Source organism: Pseudomonas sp. SDO5522_S412 (assembly GCF_054071215.1).
Window position 1 is genome coordinate 1 of the sequence record NZ_JBSVWQ010000112.1, and the last position, 18,919, is coordinate 18,919.

Genomic DNA, 18,919 nt, shown 5'->3' on the forward strand with positions numbered 1-18,919 from the left:
TCAGCGTCAGCGTCAGCGTCAGCGTCAGCATCAGCATCAGCATCAGCATCAGCATCAGCATCAGCATCAGCGTCGGCATCAGCATCGGCGTCCGCATCGGCATCGGCATCGGCATCGGCATCCGCATCAGCGTCCGCATCAGCATCAGCATCAGCATCAGCATCGGCATCGGCATCGGCATCCGCATCAGCGTCCGCATCGGCATCGGCATCGGCATCCGCATCCGCATCCGCATCAGCGTCCGCATCGGCATCGGCATCGGCATCCGCGTCGGCGTCGGCGTCGGCGTCAGCATCGGCATCGGCATCGGCGTCCGCATCAGCATCAGCGTCGGCATCCGCATCCGCATCCGCATCGGCATCAGCATCGGCATCCGCATCCGCGTCCGCGTCAGCATCGGCATCCGCATCCGCATCCGCATCAGCGTCAGCGTCAGCGTCAGCGTCAGCGTCAGCGTCCGCATCGGCGTCGGCGTCGGCGTCGGCGTCGGCATCAGCATCAGCATCAGCATCAGCATCGGCGTCGGCATCCGCATCAGCATCAGCATCAGCATCCGCATCCGCATCAGCGTCCGCATCGGCGTCGGCGTCGGCATCAGCATCAGCATCAGCATCAGCATCCGCGTCAGCATCGGCGTCCGCATCAGCATCAGCGTCGGCATCCGCATCCGCATCCGCATCCGCATCCGCATCCGCATCCGCATCCGCATCCGCATCAGCATCAGCATCAGCATCAGCATCAGCATCAGCATCAGCATCAGCATCAGCGTCGGCATCCGCATCCGCATCCGCATCAGCGTCCGCATCGGCATCGGCATCGGCATCGGCATCCGCGTCAGCATCCGCATCAGCGTCCGTATCATCAATATCAACAGCGATCACAGAAGCCGGAACAGACTCGTTGCCTGCTGCATCGGTCAATGTGACAGCCAGTGTTTCGCCGTTAACCTGAAGCGGATCCAGGGTGACTTGAAAATTACCGTCGTCGCCGACCGTGCCAGTGCCGATCACGTTGCCATCGGCGTCTTTCACGGTAACGGTCGCGCGCGGTTCGCCCTTGCCGGTGACGGTGCTGCCATCTTCGCCAACCACCAGGTTTGTTGGGGCATCCGGGGCGATGGTGTCCCCCGCGATGACGATGCCTGGCAGGGATTCCTTGCCCGAGAAGTTGCGCAGGAACACGCGTAGCCGCTCGCCATTGATGTGCAGCGAGTTCAGTTGCACCAGGAATGTGCCGTCATCTGCCACTGTTCCGCTGCCGACCACTTCACCAGCATCGTTGAGGATGATGACTTTGTGGGCCGCGGCGCCTTCACCGCTGAGCGTGTCACCCACGTCACTGATTGCCAGGTTGCGCGGCGCAAGCGGTGTCTCAATATCGGCGACAACCAGCGCACCCGGAGCCGACTCATTGCCGGCAGCGTCTTTGAGCGTGATCGCCAGGCTTTCGCCTTCGGACGCGGGTGTGTCGAGCGAAACGTGGAAATTGCCATCCGCGCCGACGGTGCCCGTACCGATCACGTTGCCGCTGGCATCCTTGATGCTCACGGCAGCGTTCGGTTCACCTTTACCGCTGACAGTTGCGCCATCGGCACTGATCACCAGGTTGGTCGGCGCATCCGGGGCGGTGCTGTCGCCAGCCACCACGGGGCTGGCGGACGATTCATTGCCGGCAGCATCCTTGAGGGTGACTTGCAGGGTTTCGCCATTGGTTTGCGCAGTTCCCAGGGTGACCTGGAAGTTGCCTTCAGCATCCACGGTGCCGGTGCCGAGGACCTCGCCATTGGCATCCTTGATGATCACGGTCGAATTAGGCTCGCCCTTACCGCTGACGGTTGTACCGTCTGCACTGACGGCCAAACCGTTCGGTGCGGCGGGGGCGGTTGTATCACCCGCTACCACAGACGCAGGTTGCGATTCCTGACCCGCGGCATCCTTGAGGACGACTTGCAGGGTTTCGCCATTGGTTTGCGGCTTGTCCAGGTTGACCTGGAAGTTGCCGTCGGTACCCACAGTGCCTGTGCCCAGTACGTTACCGGCGGCATCCTTGACGGTGACTGTGGTGCCAGGCTGACCTTTACCGCTGACCACCGTGCCCGCGCTGTTGACCGATAAACCGGTCGCAGCACCGGGTGCAGGAACTGGCGTTTGATGATGATGGCCACCACCACCGCCACCACCGCTCAATGCCGCGGCGGTACCGCCCACGGCGAGGATGCCCAAGCCCCACAGCACCCAGTCCGGCACCGCACTGTCAGCGGCAATGGCTGCCACACCCAGGTCGTCCAGGGTCGAGATTTCGGTGAAGTTGAAACCCGAATACGGCGTGGAATAGTTGCCAAGCAACAATGTTCCGTCGGCATTTTCCAGAACCAGTTGGTTAGCGGAGCCGTCGGCTCCCACTACAAAAAAGTTCTGAATGGTGATGGTTTCTCCAGACTTCAGAGTGACCACCAGGTTTTGGCCGGACTGTTGAAACGATTGAACGCTTTCTTGTCCGAACGGCAGTTTTACAATGCTGGTTCCCTTGAGGCTGGCGTTGCCAAAGGCATGCTCTGTCGCCGTCCCCGTTGCCTTGTCGACAATAGTTATGTTTTTCATCTCTCACCCGTTTTTTATATGGACACACGTATTTCAGCGCGAGCGAATGCCCACGACGGTAGTTACCGCCGAGCACGAAACTCTTTTTGCGTTTATATAGGACTGGTCAGGATTTACAGCGATCAACCGACGCCGGTTTCTTCACGACATTGCAGACCCACACGCGTGCGCTTGCAACACGCTGACACCGAATGAGGTGGCACATCCTTGGCGTCAGAATAAGCCTGCCCGGGCCTTGGGCTGGACTGCAACGGAGCCCAGAGGTCGAGCAACCGGGAGAGGTGGCGGGCCAGGATGCGGGCTTTTTCAAGTTCCAGGGCGGCCTCGTTCGATGAGGCCGATAGCCCTGGGAAACCCGATGTACGCATCCATTCGCTAGCCATCTCTGACACACCTGCACAACTTTGAAAGTACAACGCTTCGGCGGAAGTTATCGAGACGCAGCAACCATGACAACGCTCGCAAAACCGATACTAGCGAGGCAATAGTCAACATCAAAGAGAAATGTAAACACGCAATAAACATGGGTGTTTAATGAGGGAAGGCACGACAAACCGAATACACACAACCGAGAAATCAATTATAACGGCATGATAATCGAGCGCCCCATGGACACTCACCAAATGAATAACCCATGATCAAAAACATGATATTTCAGCGTCACACCTGAAACTTGTAAAAGTTTATTTCACAACTATAACAATGCAAAAAAACCTTATCCCTAGGCATTAGTCGATAAGTAATACCGCCCTCCCACAAACGTCGCGAAGGGGTTTATTCAGGCCAAAAAAAAGCACCAGTAGTGAGCTGGTGCTGGAAGGTCTACGCAGTAAAAATCAGGGGCCCACAGTGAAGAAGGACAATCGCCCTACTTTGGTTTTCGATAGCTGTTGATGATCGCCGAGAAGTCCTTGCCCCCTTCCCCACGTTGGCTCATCGATTGATACAACTGCTGCGCCACTGCGCCGAGGATCACCGGCTGGTGTGCCTGGCGGGCCGCTTCAGTGGCCAGTCCCAGATCCTTGAGCATCAGTTCTGCACCAAACCCACCGGTATAACCCCGGGACGACGGCGCCGTCTCGATAATCCCTGGCCATGGGTTGTAGGTGTCCGAACTCCAGCAGCGCCCGGTGGAGCTGTTGATGATTCCCGCCAACACTTGGGTGTCGATGCCCAGCGCATCGCCCAGGGCCATGGCTTCGCTGACGCCGACCATGGTGATACCCAGCAGCAGGTTGTTGCAGATCTTGGCGATTTGCCCGGTGCCGACTTCGCCGCAATGGACGATGTTGCGGCCCATCTGCGCCAGCACCGGTTGCAGGGTGGCGAACAGTTCCGGGGTGGCGCCGACCATGAAGGTCAACGTCCCGGCCTGGGCACCGCCGGTGCCGCCGGACACTGGAGCATCCGCCATCACCACGCCTTGTTTCGCTGCCGCCGCCGCTACATCGCGGGCGGTCTGCGGGTCGATGGTGCTGCAATCCACCGCCGGCACGCCTTTGCCGATGCCGGCGAGCACGCCGTCTTCACCGAGCCACACACTGCGCACATGGGCCGCAGCCGGGAGCATGGTCACCACCAACTCGGCGCCTTCGGCTGCCGCGCGCGGTGAAGCGCTGATGGTGCCGCCCAGTTCCGCCAGTTCCTTGAGCACGGTCTGGTTCAGGTCGAACAGGTTCAGCGCATGGCCAGCCTTGATCAGGTTGCGCGCCATCGGCGCGCCCATGTTGCCCAGGCCGATAAATGCAATCTTCATTGTCGTCTCCTCGATCAGCGCAGGTTGATGGTGGTGTTGACGCCATCGTTGACGCTGTCGTCGTCGAACCAGCGGCTGGTGACGGTTTTGGTCTGGGTGTAGAACTGCACCACTTGCTTGCCGTACGGGCCCAGGTCGCCGAGTTTCGAACCACGGGAACCGGTGAAGCTGAAGAACGGAACCGGCACGGGGATCGGGATGTTGATGCCGACCTGGCCCACATCGATTTCGCTCTGGAATTTACGCGCCGCCGCGCCGCTCTGGGTGAACAGGCCGGTGCCGTTGCCGAACGGGTTGGCGTTGACCAGGGCGATGGCTTGGTCGAGGGTGTCGACTTCCAGCACCACCAGCACCGGGCCGAAGATTTCCTGGGTGTAGATCTGCATGTCGGTGGTCACGCCGGAGAACAGAGTTGGGCCGACGAAGTTACCGTCTTCGAAACCCGGCACCTTGATGCCGCGGCCATCCAGCTCCAGCTTGGCACCTTCTTTTACGCCGCTTTCGATCAGGTCGAGAATGCGTGCCTTGGCGCGCTTGGAGATTACCGGACCCACATCGGTACCGGCTTCGCTGCCGGCGTTCACCTTGAGCTTTTGCGCCAGGGCCTTGAGGTCCGGCAGCCATTGCTTGGCCGCGCCTACCAGCACCACCACGGAAGTTGCCATGCAACGCTGACCCGCCGCACCGAAACCGGCACCGACCAGGGCGTTCAGGGTTTGTTCGCGATTGGCATCCGGCAGCACCACGGCGTGGTTCTTGGCGCCCATCATGGATTGCACGCGCTTGCCATGTTTACCGGCGAGGTCGTAGACGTGAGTCCCCACGGCGGTCGAACCGACGAAGGACACGGCCTTGATATCTTTGTGGGTGCACAGCGCATCCACCACGTCCTTGCCGCCGTGAACCACGTTCAGCACGCCGGCTGGCACCCCGGCTTCCAGCGCCAGTTCAACCAGCAGCAGGGTCGACAGCGGGTCCTGTTCCGATGGCTTGAGTACGAACGTGTTACCGCAGGCAATGGCCATCGGGAACATCCACAGCGGAATCATTGCCGGGAAGTTGAACGGGGTGATGCCGGCGCACACGCCGATCGGCTGGCGCAGGGTGTAGGTATCCACACCGCCGGCGACGTTTTCAGCGAATTCGCCCATCTGCAGGGTGCCGATGGAGCACGCGTGCTCGACCACTTCCAGGCCACGGAAAATGTCGCCTTCAGCGTCGGCAATGGTCTTGCCCTGCTCGGCACTCAGGACCACGGCGATGCGCTTGGAGTGCTCGCGGATCAAGGCTTGCAGCTTGAGCATGATGCGCATGCGCGCACCGATCGGCGTCAGCTTCCAGGTCTGGAAGGCGCGATGGGCGGCGTCGATGGCAGCGTTGACTTCTTCAGGGGTGGAAAACGGTACGCGGGCCAGCACTTGCTGGGTAGCGGGGTTGACGATGTCTTGCCATTCGGTGGTCCTGGATTCGACCCACTCGCCGTTGATCAGCAGCTTGACCTGTTTTACGGAAATATCGGCAGATGCGTTCATGTGGTCTCCAATTCTTGTAGGTATGCAGAGAACCAAGGCGTTGAATCGCCTTGAGGATGAGGCGTTCGGACTGTTTTTGGAGTATAGATGTGCAAACTTCTAATAAGAACGCACATAAAAGCCGGTCCAATATGCAAAAAAACATCACGTCACTGGGCTCCCTGAACTGGGATGACCTGAAGTTTTTCCTCGAAGTCGCGCGTACCCGCAAGGCCAGCGTCGCTGCCAAGCGCCTGGCGGTGGACTACACCACGGTGTCACGGCGCATCAGTTCCCTTGAAGGATCGTTGGGCACTCTCCTGTTTGAAAAGTCCCGGACCAACGGCTTCGTATTGACCACCGAAGGCCAGCGCCTGCTGGGTTACGCCGAGTCCATCGAAAGCACGTTGCACATGGCCTGCGAACAGGTCTCCGGCTCCGGCGTGGCGCTGTCCGGCCACGTGCGCATGGGCTGCACCGAAGGGTTCGGCAGCTTCTTCGTTACCCCGCAACTGAGCCACTTCGTCGACACCTACCCGGCGATCTCGGTGGACATCCTGCCCCTGCCCCACTTCATCAGCCTGTCCAAGCGCGAGGCGGATATCGTCATCGCCCTGGAACGGCCGGAGCATGGGCCGTACGTGTGCTGCAAGCTGTGCGACTACAAGCTGCAGCTGTACGCGACGCAGGAATACCTGGACCAGCACCCGCCCATCCGCCGGGCGGCGGACCTGGCCGAGCATCCGTTTATCAGCTACGTGGATGATTTAGCGTTCAGTTCGGAGCTGCTGTACCTGGCCAATGTAGTGCCCGGCGCCAGCGCCAGTTTGCGCAGCACCAGCGTGATTGCGCAGTACGTGGCGGCGCAGCAAGGGCGCTCGCTGGCGATCCTGCCGTGCTTTTTGGCGGCACAGGACCCGCGGTTGCTGCCGGTGCTTTCGAAGGAGATAAACATTACGCGGCAGTTCTGGATGTACTGCCGCGAGGACTTGAGGAAGTTGAAACGGATCACCCTGCTGTGGGATTACATCCGTGAGGTGACGGAGCAGAATCAGCCGTTGTTGATGGGGGAAACGCGGGAGATGGTGTTTGCCGATTAAATAAAATGTGGGAGCCGGGCTTGCCCGCGATAGCAGTGTGTCAGTCACCCAATACATCAACTGATCCACCGCCATCGCGGGCAAACCCGGCTCCCACATTGATTGCATTCCAACTCGAACTGCCCGAAAGCCAGACTAGTCCGCAATCACCACAATCGACACCCGGCGATTCTCGGTGCGCCCCGCCGCTGTCGCGTTGGACGCCACCGGCTCGCTGCTGCCCAGCCCGCGCAGTTGTACGTTTTCTTCTTTCATCCCAACGCCTGCCAACACGTGCGCGACGCTTTTGGCTCGGCGCAGGGACAGTTGCTGGTTGTAGGTTTCCTTGCCCGAGGCGTCGGTGTGGCCGTCGACCCGCACGCGCTCAATGCCCACGCCCAGCAGCGCCTTGCCGATGCGCTGGACGATCTCGGTGCTGGGGGCATTCAGACTTTCGACGTCGCTGCCAAACAGCACCTTGCCCGAGAGGCCGAAGGCCCAGCCTTCGTCAGTCAGTTCAAAACCCTGCTGTTTGAGCACGGCGATTTGCGCCGGTGTCAGGCCTTTGGGCGGCGGGGTCTGGCAGCCGCTCAGGGCGAGCAGAGCCACGAGCAAGGTGATGAATAAAAAGCGTGCGGTCGAGAACAAGGGATCAACTCCTGTGTTGAACGTCGGCGGCGGGGGACTCAGATTCCGCCGTTTGCTGGCCACCCTGGGAAAGCCGTTTGGCCTGGTACATCGCCGCATCGGCGGCGTTGAGCAGGTTACCGGGGGTGGCGCCATGATCGGGGTAGACGGCGATGCCGATACTGAGTGAGGTCAATACGTGGGCGTCGCCGGGCAGCGCAATGGGCGCGTCCATGCTGGCGATGATTTTTTCGGCAATGCGCTGGGCGTCCTCAAGTCGGTGCAGAGGCGACAGCAAGATGGCGAATTCATCGCCGCCCAGGCGTGCCACCAGGTCGTCTTCACGCAGTTGCGCACGAATGCGCGTAGCCACTGCCACCAATACCGCATCGCCGGCGGCGTGGCCGAAGTTGTCGTTGATGTCTTTAAAGCGGTCGCTGTCGAGGAACAAGACCGCCACTTTCTCGTTGAGCTTGGCGGCGCTGCGCAGGGCGCGGATCAGCCGACCTTCGAAGAACGCACGGTTGGGCAGCCCGGTCAGGCTGTCGTGGCTGGCCTGGTGGGCGAGGGTTTCGTTTTCGCTTTGCAGGTGGGTCTGCCAGGCCTCCAGTTCGTCGAGCAGGGCATTGAAGTCATTGCCCAGGCTGTCGAGTTCGGCGATTTTCGCCGGCGGTACGCGTCGGTCAAAGGCCCGCTCGCTTCGGGCGGCGTGGGCCACCGAGGCCAGGCTGTGCAACGGCCCGGTGATGCCGCGTAACAAACGCCGCGCCAGGTACAGTGCAACCCAGGCGCTGAGGGCGGTGCACACCAGAATCCCGGCCAGGCCGCTGAGCAGGAAGCGCAACAGGCTGCCGCCGTGGCCGGTCAGGTGCACGCTGCCGATGACCTGGCCCTGATGCAGGATCGGCTGGGTGATGGGCTGTTCGAGCAGGGCATGCGCCAACTGCAGCTCAATCATCGACAGCATCCCGGTTTCAGGGCGCTCCCAGTGGGCCAGTTGCTTGCCGTCGACGTTGAAGACTTCCGCCTCGGCCACTTCTTCCTCCGAGGCGATCACGCCCAACGCCTCGGTGGCCGCCGCGCTGTCGTTGAACACCACGGCCGCTTCCACGGTGTAGTTGATGGAGCGGGCGATCAGGTGCAGATTGTGGTCGGCATACACCCGCAGCGCGAGCACGCCGAGCAGGGTCAGGGAAATACTGGCCATGCTGACGGCCATCAGCGCCAGGCTCAGGTGCCCGCGCCCGATCACTGAACGCAAGGTTGGACGCACTGGCGCCTTATCGACACTCATGACCCCGGCGCTCGACGTCGGGACAGCTGCAGCACACTCGGATGAATGCGCACACCGCTACGGGCAACGGAATCCAGGTTGACCTCGAACGACACCTGTTCGTCGGCTACCCGCAGGCAGAACAGGCTGCCCACGGTGCATTGGTCGCCGCCTTCGCTGATGCTGAGCACCGGATGGCCGATCAATGCCGCGAACAGGCGGCTGCGCTCGTCGCTGGTCAATTGGCCGATGTACACGGCATCGCAGGCATTGGCGATGTCTGGATGGTCGGCCAGCAAACGCTGCACCACTACCGGACGGCCGGTAGCCTGGGTGGTGCCTTTGACCAGGTCATCGGTGTATTGGGTTGGCCCGACGATGCACAAACGCAATTGCGCGGGCTCTACCGGCCAGCGGGCGTAACTGAGGATACCCAGGACCACTTGGGTGACGGCCTTGGCCCGCTGATCGGCCATGCCGGCAGGCGGCTGGGCAAAAACGAGGGGCGTGAACACGCACAGAAGCGCCAACAGCAGCATTCGTCTCCAGCTCAAACTTCGCTCTGTGGGCGAGACAGCCACGTTCATGCAGCGATTCTCTTTGATCTTCTCGGGATGATGCCGCAACGATAGCACAACGGCGGAAACCCCCCGAGGCGACACCCAGGAGGATTCCGACATTTTATTAAGAAAAATCACACATTTGGATCAGAAAATTTAGATGTCCCATCGGTCAGCTTCTTTGACGATCAAGTGCCCAGTTCCAGCATCAGCCCACTCAAGCGTTTCACCTTGCGGCTCACCGCCTCTTCGAATACGCCACCCCGCGGTTCGATCAGGCTGAACCAGTCCTTGGCGCGGGTGATGCCGGTGTAGATCAGCTCTTTGGTGAGCACCGGGTTCAAGGCGTCCGGCAAAATCAGTGCGGTGTGGGTGAATTCAGAGCCCTGAGATTTGTGCACCGTCATCGCGTAGACGGTTTCGACGTCGTTGAGCCGGCTGGGCAACACAAACCGTACGCCGCCCTGGCCATCGTTGCGCGGGAACGCGACGCGCAGAACCTGCGGCCCGCCGTCGCTTTCGGGCAGCTTGAGGGCGATACCGATATCGCCGTTCATCAGGCCCAGGCCGTAATCGTTGCGAGTCATCAACACCGGGCGCCCTTCGTACCATTGCTGGTCGCTGTCGATCAGCCGAGCCTTGAGCAGCGCGGCGGTAATGCGCAGGTTCAGGCCCTCCACGCCCCATGGGCCCTTGCGTACGGCACAGAGCAGCTGGAAAGCGTCGAAGGCTTTCAGCAGCTTTTGCGCCCAGAGCGTCCAGGCCTCGTCATCCCGTGGCGTCTCCAGGGACGGACGCGCGGTCTGCAGCAGTTTCAGGTAATGGCGATAACCGTGGGCACCGTCGCCATGGCCGTCCAGCACCAGGCGCTCCAGGGCATGGTCCTGCTCGCCCTTGAGGCTGACGCAAAACAGGTCGGCATGGCTGCGGGCAGCCAGCAGTTTGCGGGCCTGCTCAGGGTTTTGCTGGTTGACCCAGCGGGCCAGCTGGCCAATGCCGCTGCCTTCGCCGAAACGCCGCGAGTAACGCAGCATCACCACTTGTTGCGCCAAGGGGTGGCTACCGTCGAGGTCTTCCTGCAGGCCGCTGGCGCCGAGGTCTTCGCCGCTGACCTGTTGCAGCCACTGGCGGGTTTGCGGGCTGTAGAAACCGGCTTCGGCGTCGCGGCACAAATCCCCCAGCACCGCCCCGGCTTCAACCGAGGCCAACTGGTCCTTGTCACCCAGCAGCACCAGGCGAGCATGGGGTGGCAAGGCGTCCAGCAGGTTGGCCATCATTTCCAGGTCGATCATCGAGGCTTCGTCCACTACCAGCACATCCAGGGGCAACGGATTGCCGATGTGATGCCGGAAGTGTCGGGTGCCGGGACGGCTGCCGAGCAAACGGTGAACGGTGGTGACCTGGGTCGGGATTTTGTCCTTCACCGCATCAGGCACTTTCAGCGACAGCACTTGCTGGCTGATGGACTCGGTCAAGCGCGCGGCCGCCTTGCCGGTGGGCGCCGCCAGACGGATGCGCAACGCGCTGCCCGCTTCCACGGCGGGGGCCTGCAACAGCGCAAGCAAACGCACCACCGTGGTGGTCTTGCCGGTACCCGGCCCGCCGGTGACGATGCTGAATGCACCGCGGGTGGCCAAGGCGCAGGCGAGTTTTTGCCAGTCGACAACACCGTCTGGCGGGGCCTGGTCGAACAGGCGATTCAGGCGTTCGGGCAGATCGGCGGCAACGCTTTCCCGGGTGGCGAGTCGCAGGCGCAAAGCGCTGTCGATGCGCCGTTCGTAGGTCCAGTAGCGGCGCAAGTACAGGCGTTTGCCCGACAGCACCAGTGGCCGGCTTTGCGCCTCCTCGCTGCCGTCGACGGCCAGTGCCACCAGACGGCTGGCGGCCAGGGCATGGCACCAATGGGCGCCGTCCAGGCCGTCGAGCAACTGTGATGGCAGCAGCATGACGCCGGTTTGCACATCGCCTTCGGGTGGCAGCGACAGAGCGAAATCCGGGGCCTTGAGGGTTTCGAACAGGTCCAGGCATACATGGCCATGGCCCAGTTGGTGGCTGGTCAGGGCCGCGGCCAGCAGGACTAAAGGGTCAGCCTGCGGATCGAGTTCGTGGAGGAAGCCGACAAAGGCCTTGTCCAGCGCGCGCAACCAGCCGCGCTGCACCCAGAGATCGAGCAGTTGCACCAGGTCGGCGGCGCGGCTGAGGGGCGTCAGCTCCTCAAGCGGTAACGGCGACAGGCTCATAGCAGCTCTCCTTGTTCCCAGGCGGGCTCGGCCTTGGGTGGTAGCGGTTTGCCCTGGAACAGCAGGTCCAGGCTTTCGATCAATTCCCGGGGTGGTCGGGTGAAATACGCGCCCTGGCTCGCGGAATGGGTGCCTCGCAGGAACAGGTACAACGCGCCGCCGACGTGACGGTCGTAGTCGTACTCCGGCAGCCGAGCCTTCAGCTGGCGATGCAGGGCCAGCAGGTAAAGTACGTATTGCAGGTCGTAACGATGGTCGAGGATCGACAGTTCCATGGCCTGCTGCGTGTAGGCCGAATCATCGGGACCAAGCCAATTGGATTTGTAGTCGGCCACGTAGTAGCGGCCTTCGTGCTCAAAGGTCAGGTCGATAAAACCCTTGAACATGCCATTGAGCAGCACCGGTTCGGCGGCCACGCGGGATACGCCATTGTGAGTGTGCTGGCACACCAGTTTGTCGAGTGCGAGGACGTCGACCTTGTGGCTGGCAAACCAGAACTCCATTTCGATCTGGTACTGCCGCAACTCGCTAAGGGCCACCTGCCCGTTGCCCAGCGGCAACCGGGCTTGCAACAGATGCCCGAGCCAACCGCCGAGTGTGCCGATCCAGCCTTCCCAGCCGCGTCGGTTGCAGCGGCGGGCGACCGCATCTTCGATGGCCTCCGGGGTTACATTGAAGCCTTCGCCGCCCGCCCATTCCAGCAGGCCATGGAGAAAGGTGCCGGGATTCGGCCCGCGTGGGAAACGGTGAATATCGCCACCGGAAGCCGGCACTTCGCGTGGGGCATCCGGGTCGAGGCGTTCGTCATCGAACAGCTTCTGCGCTTGTGGGCTTTCCGGCGCTTCGAGGCTCGCCGCACTCATGCTCTCGCCGATACGCAGCGCACTGTAGGAAGCGATCCACCAGTTTTCTGCCGCCTTGCGCTTGGGCAGCAGCGGCGCGAGCAAGGTGGCTTCGTTACGCGGCGGGTGGAATACGACCGCATCGGCCTCGGGGATTTCTGCGTAATGCAGTGCCGGGCAACCTTCCTGCAGGTCAAGCAACCAGCGGGCCAGGCCGCCGGACTCGCCAAGTGAAGCGCCGCCGCCGAGCAAGTAGCCCAGGGCCGACAGGTGCAGCACCGAGCTGTTGTTATTGCCACGCTTGAGGTCGGCGATGCCCAGCCAGCAGGCGTGTTTGGCGCGAGTCAGCGCCACGTAAAACAGACGCAAGTCTTCGGCCAGCCGTTCATCGTCGGCTTGGGCGATCAACTCGGCGGTGGGCCTGAGGCTGACCTGGGATTTACCGTTTGCGTCGTGGTAATGCAACGGCAGGCGGCTGCCATCCACCGGTTTTGCCGAGCAAATGAACGGCAGGAAAACCAGGTCGTATTCCAGCCCCTTGGATTTGTGGATCGTTACCACTTTGACCAGCTGTTCATCACTTTCCAGGCGCAGGATCTGCTCTTCACCGGCCTGGCCGGAAAGCGCGAGATGTTCGGCCAGATGGCGAATCAGCGCTTGTTCACCGTCCAGCTCTGCGGCCGCCTGTTGCAGCAATTCCGAGAGGTGCAACAGGTTGGTCAATACCCGCTCGCCATCGCCGCGGGTGATCAGGGTTTGCGGCAATTTGAAGTCGTGCAACAGGCGCCGCAGCATCGGCAGCACGCCTTGGGTGCGCCAGATCGTACGGTAATCGCGGAACTGCATTACGCGTTGTTCCCACGCCAGTTCGTCCTGGTTCAGACGCTCCAGTTCGGGCAGCGACAGGTTCAAGGTGACGCAAGCCAGGGCGGCGCGCAGTGGGCGCTCGACGTCCGGCTCGGCACAGGCCTTGAGCCAGGCCAGCAGGTCGTGGGCTTCCTGGGCGGCGAACACGGAATCCTTATCGGAGAGGTAAACGCTGCGCACGCCACGGGTAGCCAGTTCACCGCGCACGGCCTGGGCTTCCTTGCCGTCGCGCACGAGGATGGCGATGTCTGACGGCAGCACGCCTTTGAAGCTAGCGTCTTTGCCGAGGAATCCGGCAGTTCCCTGCTGGCCGCCATTGAGTAACGCGACGATTTGACTGGCACAGGACGCGGCCAACTGTTGGCGGTAGAGCACGCCGGAGATCGGCTGGTCGGTGGGTAGATGCCAGAGATTCAGCGCAGGCAACGTCTGACCGTTGACCTGCAGTTGTTCCTTACGGCCTTGGGACAATACCGACTGGAACGGCACCGGATTCGTACCGTCTGGTTCACGGAACAGGAACGCTCCACGGCCTTTTTCTGCGCGCTGGAATACGTGGTTTACCGCCTCGACCATGGCGTGGCTCGAACGGAAGTTGGTGCCCAGGGTGTGATGGCGGCCGGTGGTGGACTGGCGCGCGCGCAGGTAGGTGTAGATGTCGGCGCCACGGAAGGCGTAGATCGCCTGCTTTGGGTCGCCGATCAGGAACAGGCCGCTGTCGAGGTGGTTTTCTTCGATGCGGTAGATACTGTCGAAGATGCTGTATTGCACCGGGTCGGTGTCCTGGAATTCGTCGATCAGGGCGACCGGGAATTGCTCGCGGATCACGCTGGCCAAACGCTCGCCGCCGTCGGCTTGCAGGGCGGCGTTGAGGCGGATCAGCATGTCGTCGAAGCCCATTTCGGCGCGCCGGCGCTTTTCTTCTTCGAAGCGTTTTCCCACCCAGCCGGCGGCGTGTTGCAGCACAGCAGCATCGGGCGTTGGCAGGGCGTCGAGGCTGGCCTTGAGACTGGCCATGGCGTCGATACCCGGATGGCGGGGTGGTTCGCCTTTCCAGGCTTCGGCCATGCCGTCGGGGGTCAGGCGGGTGAAACCGGTGCCGATGTCCAGTTGTTCGAGAGACTCGTCAGCTGCCCAGGCGCTGATTTTTTCGAACCAGGGTTCAAAGTAACGGGCTTGCATCTTGCGACCATCGACGGTTTTGGCGGCGACGGCCTGCAGGCAAATGTTGCGCAATTCTTCTGCCCATTGTTGCCAGGGTGCCTTGAGCGCGACGAGTGCTTGGCGACGCTCTTGCAGGCATTCGTTGATCAGCTCGGCGGGGTCACGCGTTTCATCCGTGGGCCGCTCGCTGCCGAACAGCGCGCGTACCCGTGGCATCAGGGCCGCCGGGCCGCCCCAATTGTTGCGCACCCAGTTCAGCGCATCGTCGTGCATCGGGTAGCAGAACAGCCGCCAGTAGTCGCGCAGCACTTCGCCGAGCAGGTCGCTGTGGTCGGTCTCCAGGGTCTGGGTGAACAGGCTCCCGCTGTCGAAGGCGTGCTCGCGCAGCATGCGCTGGCACCAGCTGTGAATGGTCGAGACGGCGGCTTCATCCATCCACTGGGCGGCGATGTCCAGGCGATTGGCGCAGCCGGGCCATTGTGCGGGGCTGTATTGGTCGCGCAGTTCGGCGATCAACGCGTCGGGTTCTTCGATTTCTTCGCGGAAAAAACGCGCGGCTTCTGCCAGGCGGATTCGGATGCGTTCACGCAGCTCTTTGGTGGCGGCATCAGTAAAGGTCACGACGAGAATTTGCGGCGGCAGCAACTCGCGACCGAAGCCCGATTCGTCCCCTCCGTGGCCGAGTACCAGCCGCAGGTAGAGCGCCGAGATGGTAAATGTCTTGCCTGTGCCGGCACTGGCTTCGATCAGTTGGCTGCCCTTGAGCGGGAAGGCCAGGGCCAGGGGTTTTGTACCGCTCATGCGCTGGCCTCCGCGCTGGTGAGTGATCGCCAGGGAGCGTTGATCAACGGTCGATAGAGGGTTTCGCACCAGCCTTCGAACTCTTCGCTGGCCATCAAGGCGGCGTAGTCGGGGAACTGTCGGATGAGCGCAGGGCTTTCACGGCGCTCGCCGTCGCTGGTTTGGCCGTCGCCTTCGTAGGCTTTGCTGGCGGCGGCTTGCGCTTTGGCCGGGTCGGTTTGACCGAGCCAGGCGAATGCGGTTTTAACGGCGACCGGCAGTGGTTCGCTCATGCCGGTTTTCCAGGCGAGCAGCAGGTTGCCGAGGAGCTCCCGGGCTGTGGCTTGCTCAAGTGGGGCCAATAGCAGTGTGTCGTCGCTGGCGACCAGGCCGGTACTTAACGGAAGACCGCAGGCGCAGGCCACCAGGTGGTTGACCCATGGGCGAATCAGGCGATGCCACTTACGGGTCTTGATCGAGCCGATGCTGTTGGGGATGGCGGTGACGCTTAGAAAGCCGCCATCGCTGCGTTGATGCAGGCCACTGATCCAACCTTCCAGTTGGATGCCTTGATGCTCAAAACTGATCGGTTCGGCGCTGGTGTGCGCAGTGGGCCAGAGTGCCAGGAGTTGCTGGTAACGCTGCAACAGGTCGGGCAGAGGCTCGATCAGTTCTTTGCGCAGGCATTCGCCGAAACCAACCATCGGCAACAAGCCACTGCCTTGCAGACGCAGGGCCTGGGCGTTGAGGGCTTCGTCGAGGTTGTCGGGGCGGGTGAGTGCCGCCGTGAGCAAACTGTCGCTCAGGTTATAGCGCTGCAGTGCATCGAGGACGAAGGGTTCTTCATCTTCCAGCGGGACTTCGGCGGCTTCGAAAAACACTTTCAGGCGCTGGCTGAAAAAGTGTTTGACCGGGTTGCGCAGGAAGTCTTGCAGTTGGCCAAGGCTCAGCGGTTCTTCCTGGGTGTAGGGTGCGAGGCTGCCGGTATCGGGCAGGCTGTCCGGGATTGCGTGGAGCAACTGCCATTCGCGGGCGTAGCTGAACAGCTCGTCACCTTCATGGAAGTAGCGGGCGCTGAAGGGCTGGAGCGGGTGTTCCTGGGTGGTGGCTTCCAGGAGTGGTTCGCCACTGGTGGTGTGCCAGCCGCTGGCAATGTGGTCGCGCAACTGCCCGATCAGGACCGATGCCGGGCGGTCACTGTTGTCGCGGATACTGCGGCCGACCCAACTGATGTAGAGCTGGTCGCGGGCGGAGAGCAGGGCTTCGAGCAACAGGTAGCGATCGTCTTCGCGACGTGACCGATCGCCTGGGCGGTAGTCGCTGCCCATCAGGTCAAAGTCCAGCGGCGGTTGTGCGCGTGGGTAGTCGCCATCGTTCATGCCAAGTAGGCAAACCAGCTTGAATGGGATCGCGCGCATGGGCATCAAGGTACAAAAATTGACAGCTCCCGCGAGGAAGCGCTGGGACAGCCGGCCTTGGTCGAGGCCTGCCAGCCAGGCCTCGCGGACTACGGTCAGGGGTAATTCGTCATGCAGTCCGACGGACTCGCAGGTCTCCAGCCAGGTTTCTCTCAGTTGCTCGAGTTGACCCAACAGGTAGTCGTCGTGCTCGTTGCTCGGGAGGAAGAACAACTGCATCAGGTTTTGCAGGCGCTCGCCCCACTCTGTCGGCGCGGCAGGTTGCGAAAGTGCCTGGTGGGCATCGTGCAGCGCATCGAGCAGTGCGACTAGCGGGCCGATCAAGGCCGCATCGAGGCCGCCGATTTCATCGTACGGCTCGATGCCATCGCAGGCAGAGCCCGTACCAACGGCGTAGCCCAGGAGCATGCGACGTAGGCCGAACCGCCAGCTGTTTTGCTCCAGCTCCTGGGGCAAGCCGAGGCCGGCGCGTTGTTCGGCGTTGAGGCCCCAACGGATACCGGCGCCTTCGATCCAGCGGTGCAGGGTCGGCAGGTCGCGTTCCTTGATGGCGAAGCGTTCCCGCAGTGCCGGGACGTCGAGCAGGTCGAGGATTTCGCTGACCGGAAAGCGGCTGTCCGGGAGCTTGAGCAGGTGCTCGACGGCGATCAGTAACGGATCGCGGCCGCGCTGGCCCTGGTCCGTAAGCGTGAACGGAATGAAGCGTAGGTCGCTTCTTTCAAGCTGGCCGAATACGGCGCGAATATGCGGCGCGTAGCTGTCGACGTCGGGGACCATGACGATGATGTCCCGTGGGCGCAGCGTGGGGTCGGCGCTGAAGCGCTGCAGTAACTGGTCGTGAAGAACTTCAACTTCGCGTTGGGCACTGTGGGCGATGTGGAAGCGAATGGAAGTGTCGCGCGCCAGGTCGACGCTTGGCCAGAGTTCACGGGTTTCGTTGAGGGGGCGCAGTTCGAGGATGTCGTCCTGAAGTTGGTTGAGCAAGGTGGTGGGCTCGCTCTCGCTGAACAGGTCGATACGACCGTCACGGAATGCCGAGCGGTAACTGTTGGGGTCGTCGTAGCTGTCCAACAGGTTGATGTAGTCGCGACCTTGCTTACCCCAGGCAGCGAGCAGCGGGTGGGCGTGCTGATGCAGGGTTTGCGGGTCGATGGTGACCGGCATTCCGGCCTTGCGTGCCTGGCGCTTGTATTCGTTTCGGAGCAGGTCTTTGTCGGCGACGATGTCGGACCAGTGATGGCGACAAGGGTTGTGCACACACAGCAGCACCTGGCTGAAACGGGCGAGGCCGGCAAGGGCTTCCAGCGCTTGGGCTGGCAAGGAGGAAATGCCGAAGACGATCACGCGGGAGGGCAGGCCTATCGGTGCCTGCTCCAGGCTATTGATGCGCTCGATAAAGCGTTGGTGAACTCCGGCGCGACTTTGAGCCATGCCCTCCTCTCCTACGTCCAACAGCAGGGCGCGCCATAGTTCGGCTTGCCAGCAGTTGGCCGGGCTCAAAGGTTTGGATTCGCCACGGCCATTGCGCAGTTGATGGCGACCGGCAGCCCAATCTTCCAGCCAGTCGGCACGGTAGACCTGGTATTGGTCGAACAGGTCGGCGAGGCGTTCCGCGAGTTGGTAGCGTTTGCGCAGATCCGTATCGTGGGTCAGGAAGCGTTGCAGGGGTTCGAAATGGGGCTGATCGATCAGCTCCGGCAACAGGCGCATGAGACGCCAGGTCAGTGGGGCTTTATCCAGCAGGGACTTGGGCGGGATTTCGTCTTTGCCCAGGACCATGCGATAGAGCTGCCACATGAAGCTACCGGGAAGCTGCACATCAATAGCGGCAGCGATGCCGCAACCGCCCATGTCGTCGTCTTCAGGGTCTTCAGCCAGCGCCAGTTTCAGCCACTGGGCAATGCCGTTGCTTTGTACCAGGGCGATTTCGTTTTCCAGGGGAGCCAGCGGGTAACGGCGCATCCAGCTGACAACCAGGCTGCGCAGCTCATCCAGGCGGTTGCCGTGAACCACCATGAATCCAGCACTGAGGGACGTCGCATCCGGCATAACGGCTTCCTTGGGAAAAGCAAAATCGAGGGATGGACTTTAGCATTGAAGACAATCGTAGGCTGCAAGTGAGGAACACTTGGAGACGCTCGCCATACTTTCCGACCGCGCAAAACAAAACCCCTGACTGCATAAGCAATCAGGGGTTCTGGA

10 protein-coding genes are annotated in these 18,919 nt (G+C 61.8%); 1 reads left to right on the plus strand and 9 read right to left on the minus strand.

The window, feature by feature from the left end:
* From ACW9I6_RS20605 to ACW9I6_RS20615, 3 genes are all read right to left on the minus strand, one after another.
* On the minus strand, positions 1-2,600 hold a 2,600-nt coding region (locus ACW9I6_RS20605), incomplete at its 3' end, for an Ig-like domain-containing protein (RefSeq protein WP_457339747.1).
* An 868-nt stretch (positions 2,601-3,468) separates the two neighbouring features.
* Positions 3,469-4,356, minus strand: coding sequence for a 3-hydroxyisobutyrate dehydrogenase (gene mmsB, locus ACW9I6_RS20610; RefSeq protein ID WP_003214181.1), 888 nt, complete (start codon positions 4,354-4,356; stop codon positions 3,469-3,471).
* A gap of 14 nt (positions 4,357-4,370) precedes the next feature.
* The gene (locus ACW9I6_RS20615) at positions 4,371-5,888 is read right to left on the minus strand and encodes a CoA-acylating methylmalonate-semialdehyde dehydrogenase (protein ID WP_008430611.1); all 1,518 of its coding nucleotides are present in this window, start codon (positions 5,886-5,888) and stop codon (positions 4,371-4,373) included.
* Positions 5,889-6,019: 131 nt separating this feature from the next.
* Between ACW9I6_RS20615 and ACW9I6_RS20620 the strand changes: the two genes are divergently transcribed.
* Positions 6,020-6,967, plus strand: a complete 948-nt coding sequence (locus ACW9I6_RS20620) for a LysR family transcriptional regulator (protein WP_087694895.1) — start codon at positions 6,020-6,022, stop codon at positions 6,965-6,967.
* 135 nt (positions 6,968-7,102) lie between these two features.
* Here ACW9I6_RS20620 and ACW9I6_RS20625 read toward each other — a convergent pair whose 3' ends face one another.
* From ACW9I6_RS20625 to recC, 6 genes are all read right to left on the minus strand, one after another.
* Positions 7,103-7,594 (minus strand): OmpA family protein, encoded by a 492-nt coding sequence (locus ACW9I6_RS20625; protein WP_003214188.1) that lies wholly within the window; start codon positions 7,592-7,594, stop codon positions 7,103-7,105.
* Positions 7,595-7,598: 4 nt separating this feature from the next.
* Positions 7,599-8,867 carry a diguanylate cyclase domain-containing protein gene (locus ACW9I6_RS20630; protein WP_003214191.1) on the minus strand — a complete coding sequence of 423 codons (1,269 nt, stop codon included), beginning with the start codon at positions 8,865-8,867 and terminating at the stop codon, positions 7,599-7,601.
* The gene (locus ACW9I6_RS20635) at positions 8,864-9,433 is read right to left on the minus strand and encodes a YfiR family protein (RefSeq protein ID WP_032898591.1); all 570 of its coding nucleotides are present in this window, start codon (positions 9,431-9,433) and stop codon (positions 8,864-8,866) included. Before ACW9I6_RS20635 ends, ACW9I6_RS20630 begins: the two co-directional genes overlap by 4 nt.
* A gap of 161 nt (positions 9,434-9,594) precedes the next feature.
* Positions 9,595-11,646, minus strand: coding sequence for an exodeoxyribonuclease V subunit alpha (recD, locus tag ACW9I6_RS20640; protein WP_087694894.1), 2,052 nt, complete (start codon positions 11,644-11,646; stop codon positions 9,595-9,597).
* Positions 11,643-15,320 carry an exodeoxyribonuclease V subunit beta gene (gene recB, locus ACW9I6_RS20645; RefSeq protein WP_457339748.1) on the minus strand — a complete coding sequence of 1,226 codons (3,678 nt, stop codon included), beginning with the start codon at positions 15,318-15,320 and terminating at the stop codon, positions 11,643-11,645. Before recB ends, recD begins: the two co-directional genes overlap by 4 nt.
* Complete coding sequence (gene recC / locus ACW9I6_RS20650) at positions 15,317-18,766, minus strand: exodeoxyribonuclease V subunit gamma (RefSeq protein WP_457339749.1); 3,450 nt, start codon at positions 18,764-18,766, stop codon at positions 15,317-15,319. Before recC ends, recB begins: the two co-directional genes overlap by 4 nt.
* Between the last annotated feature and the right edge of the window lie 153 nt (positions 18,767-18,919).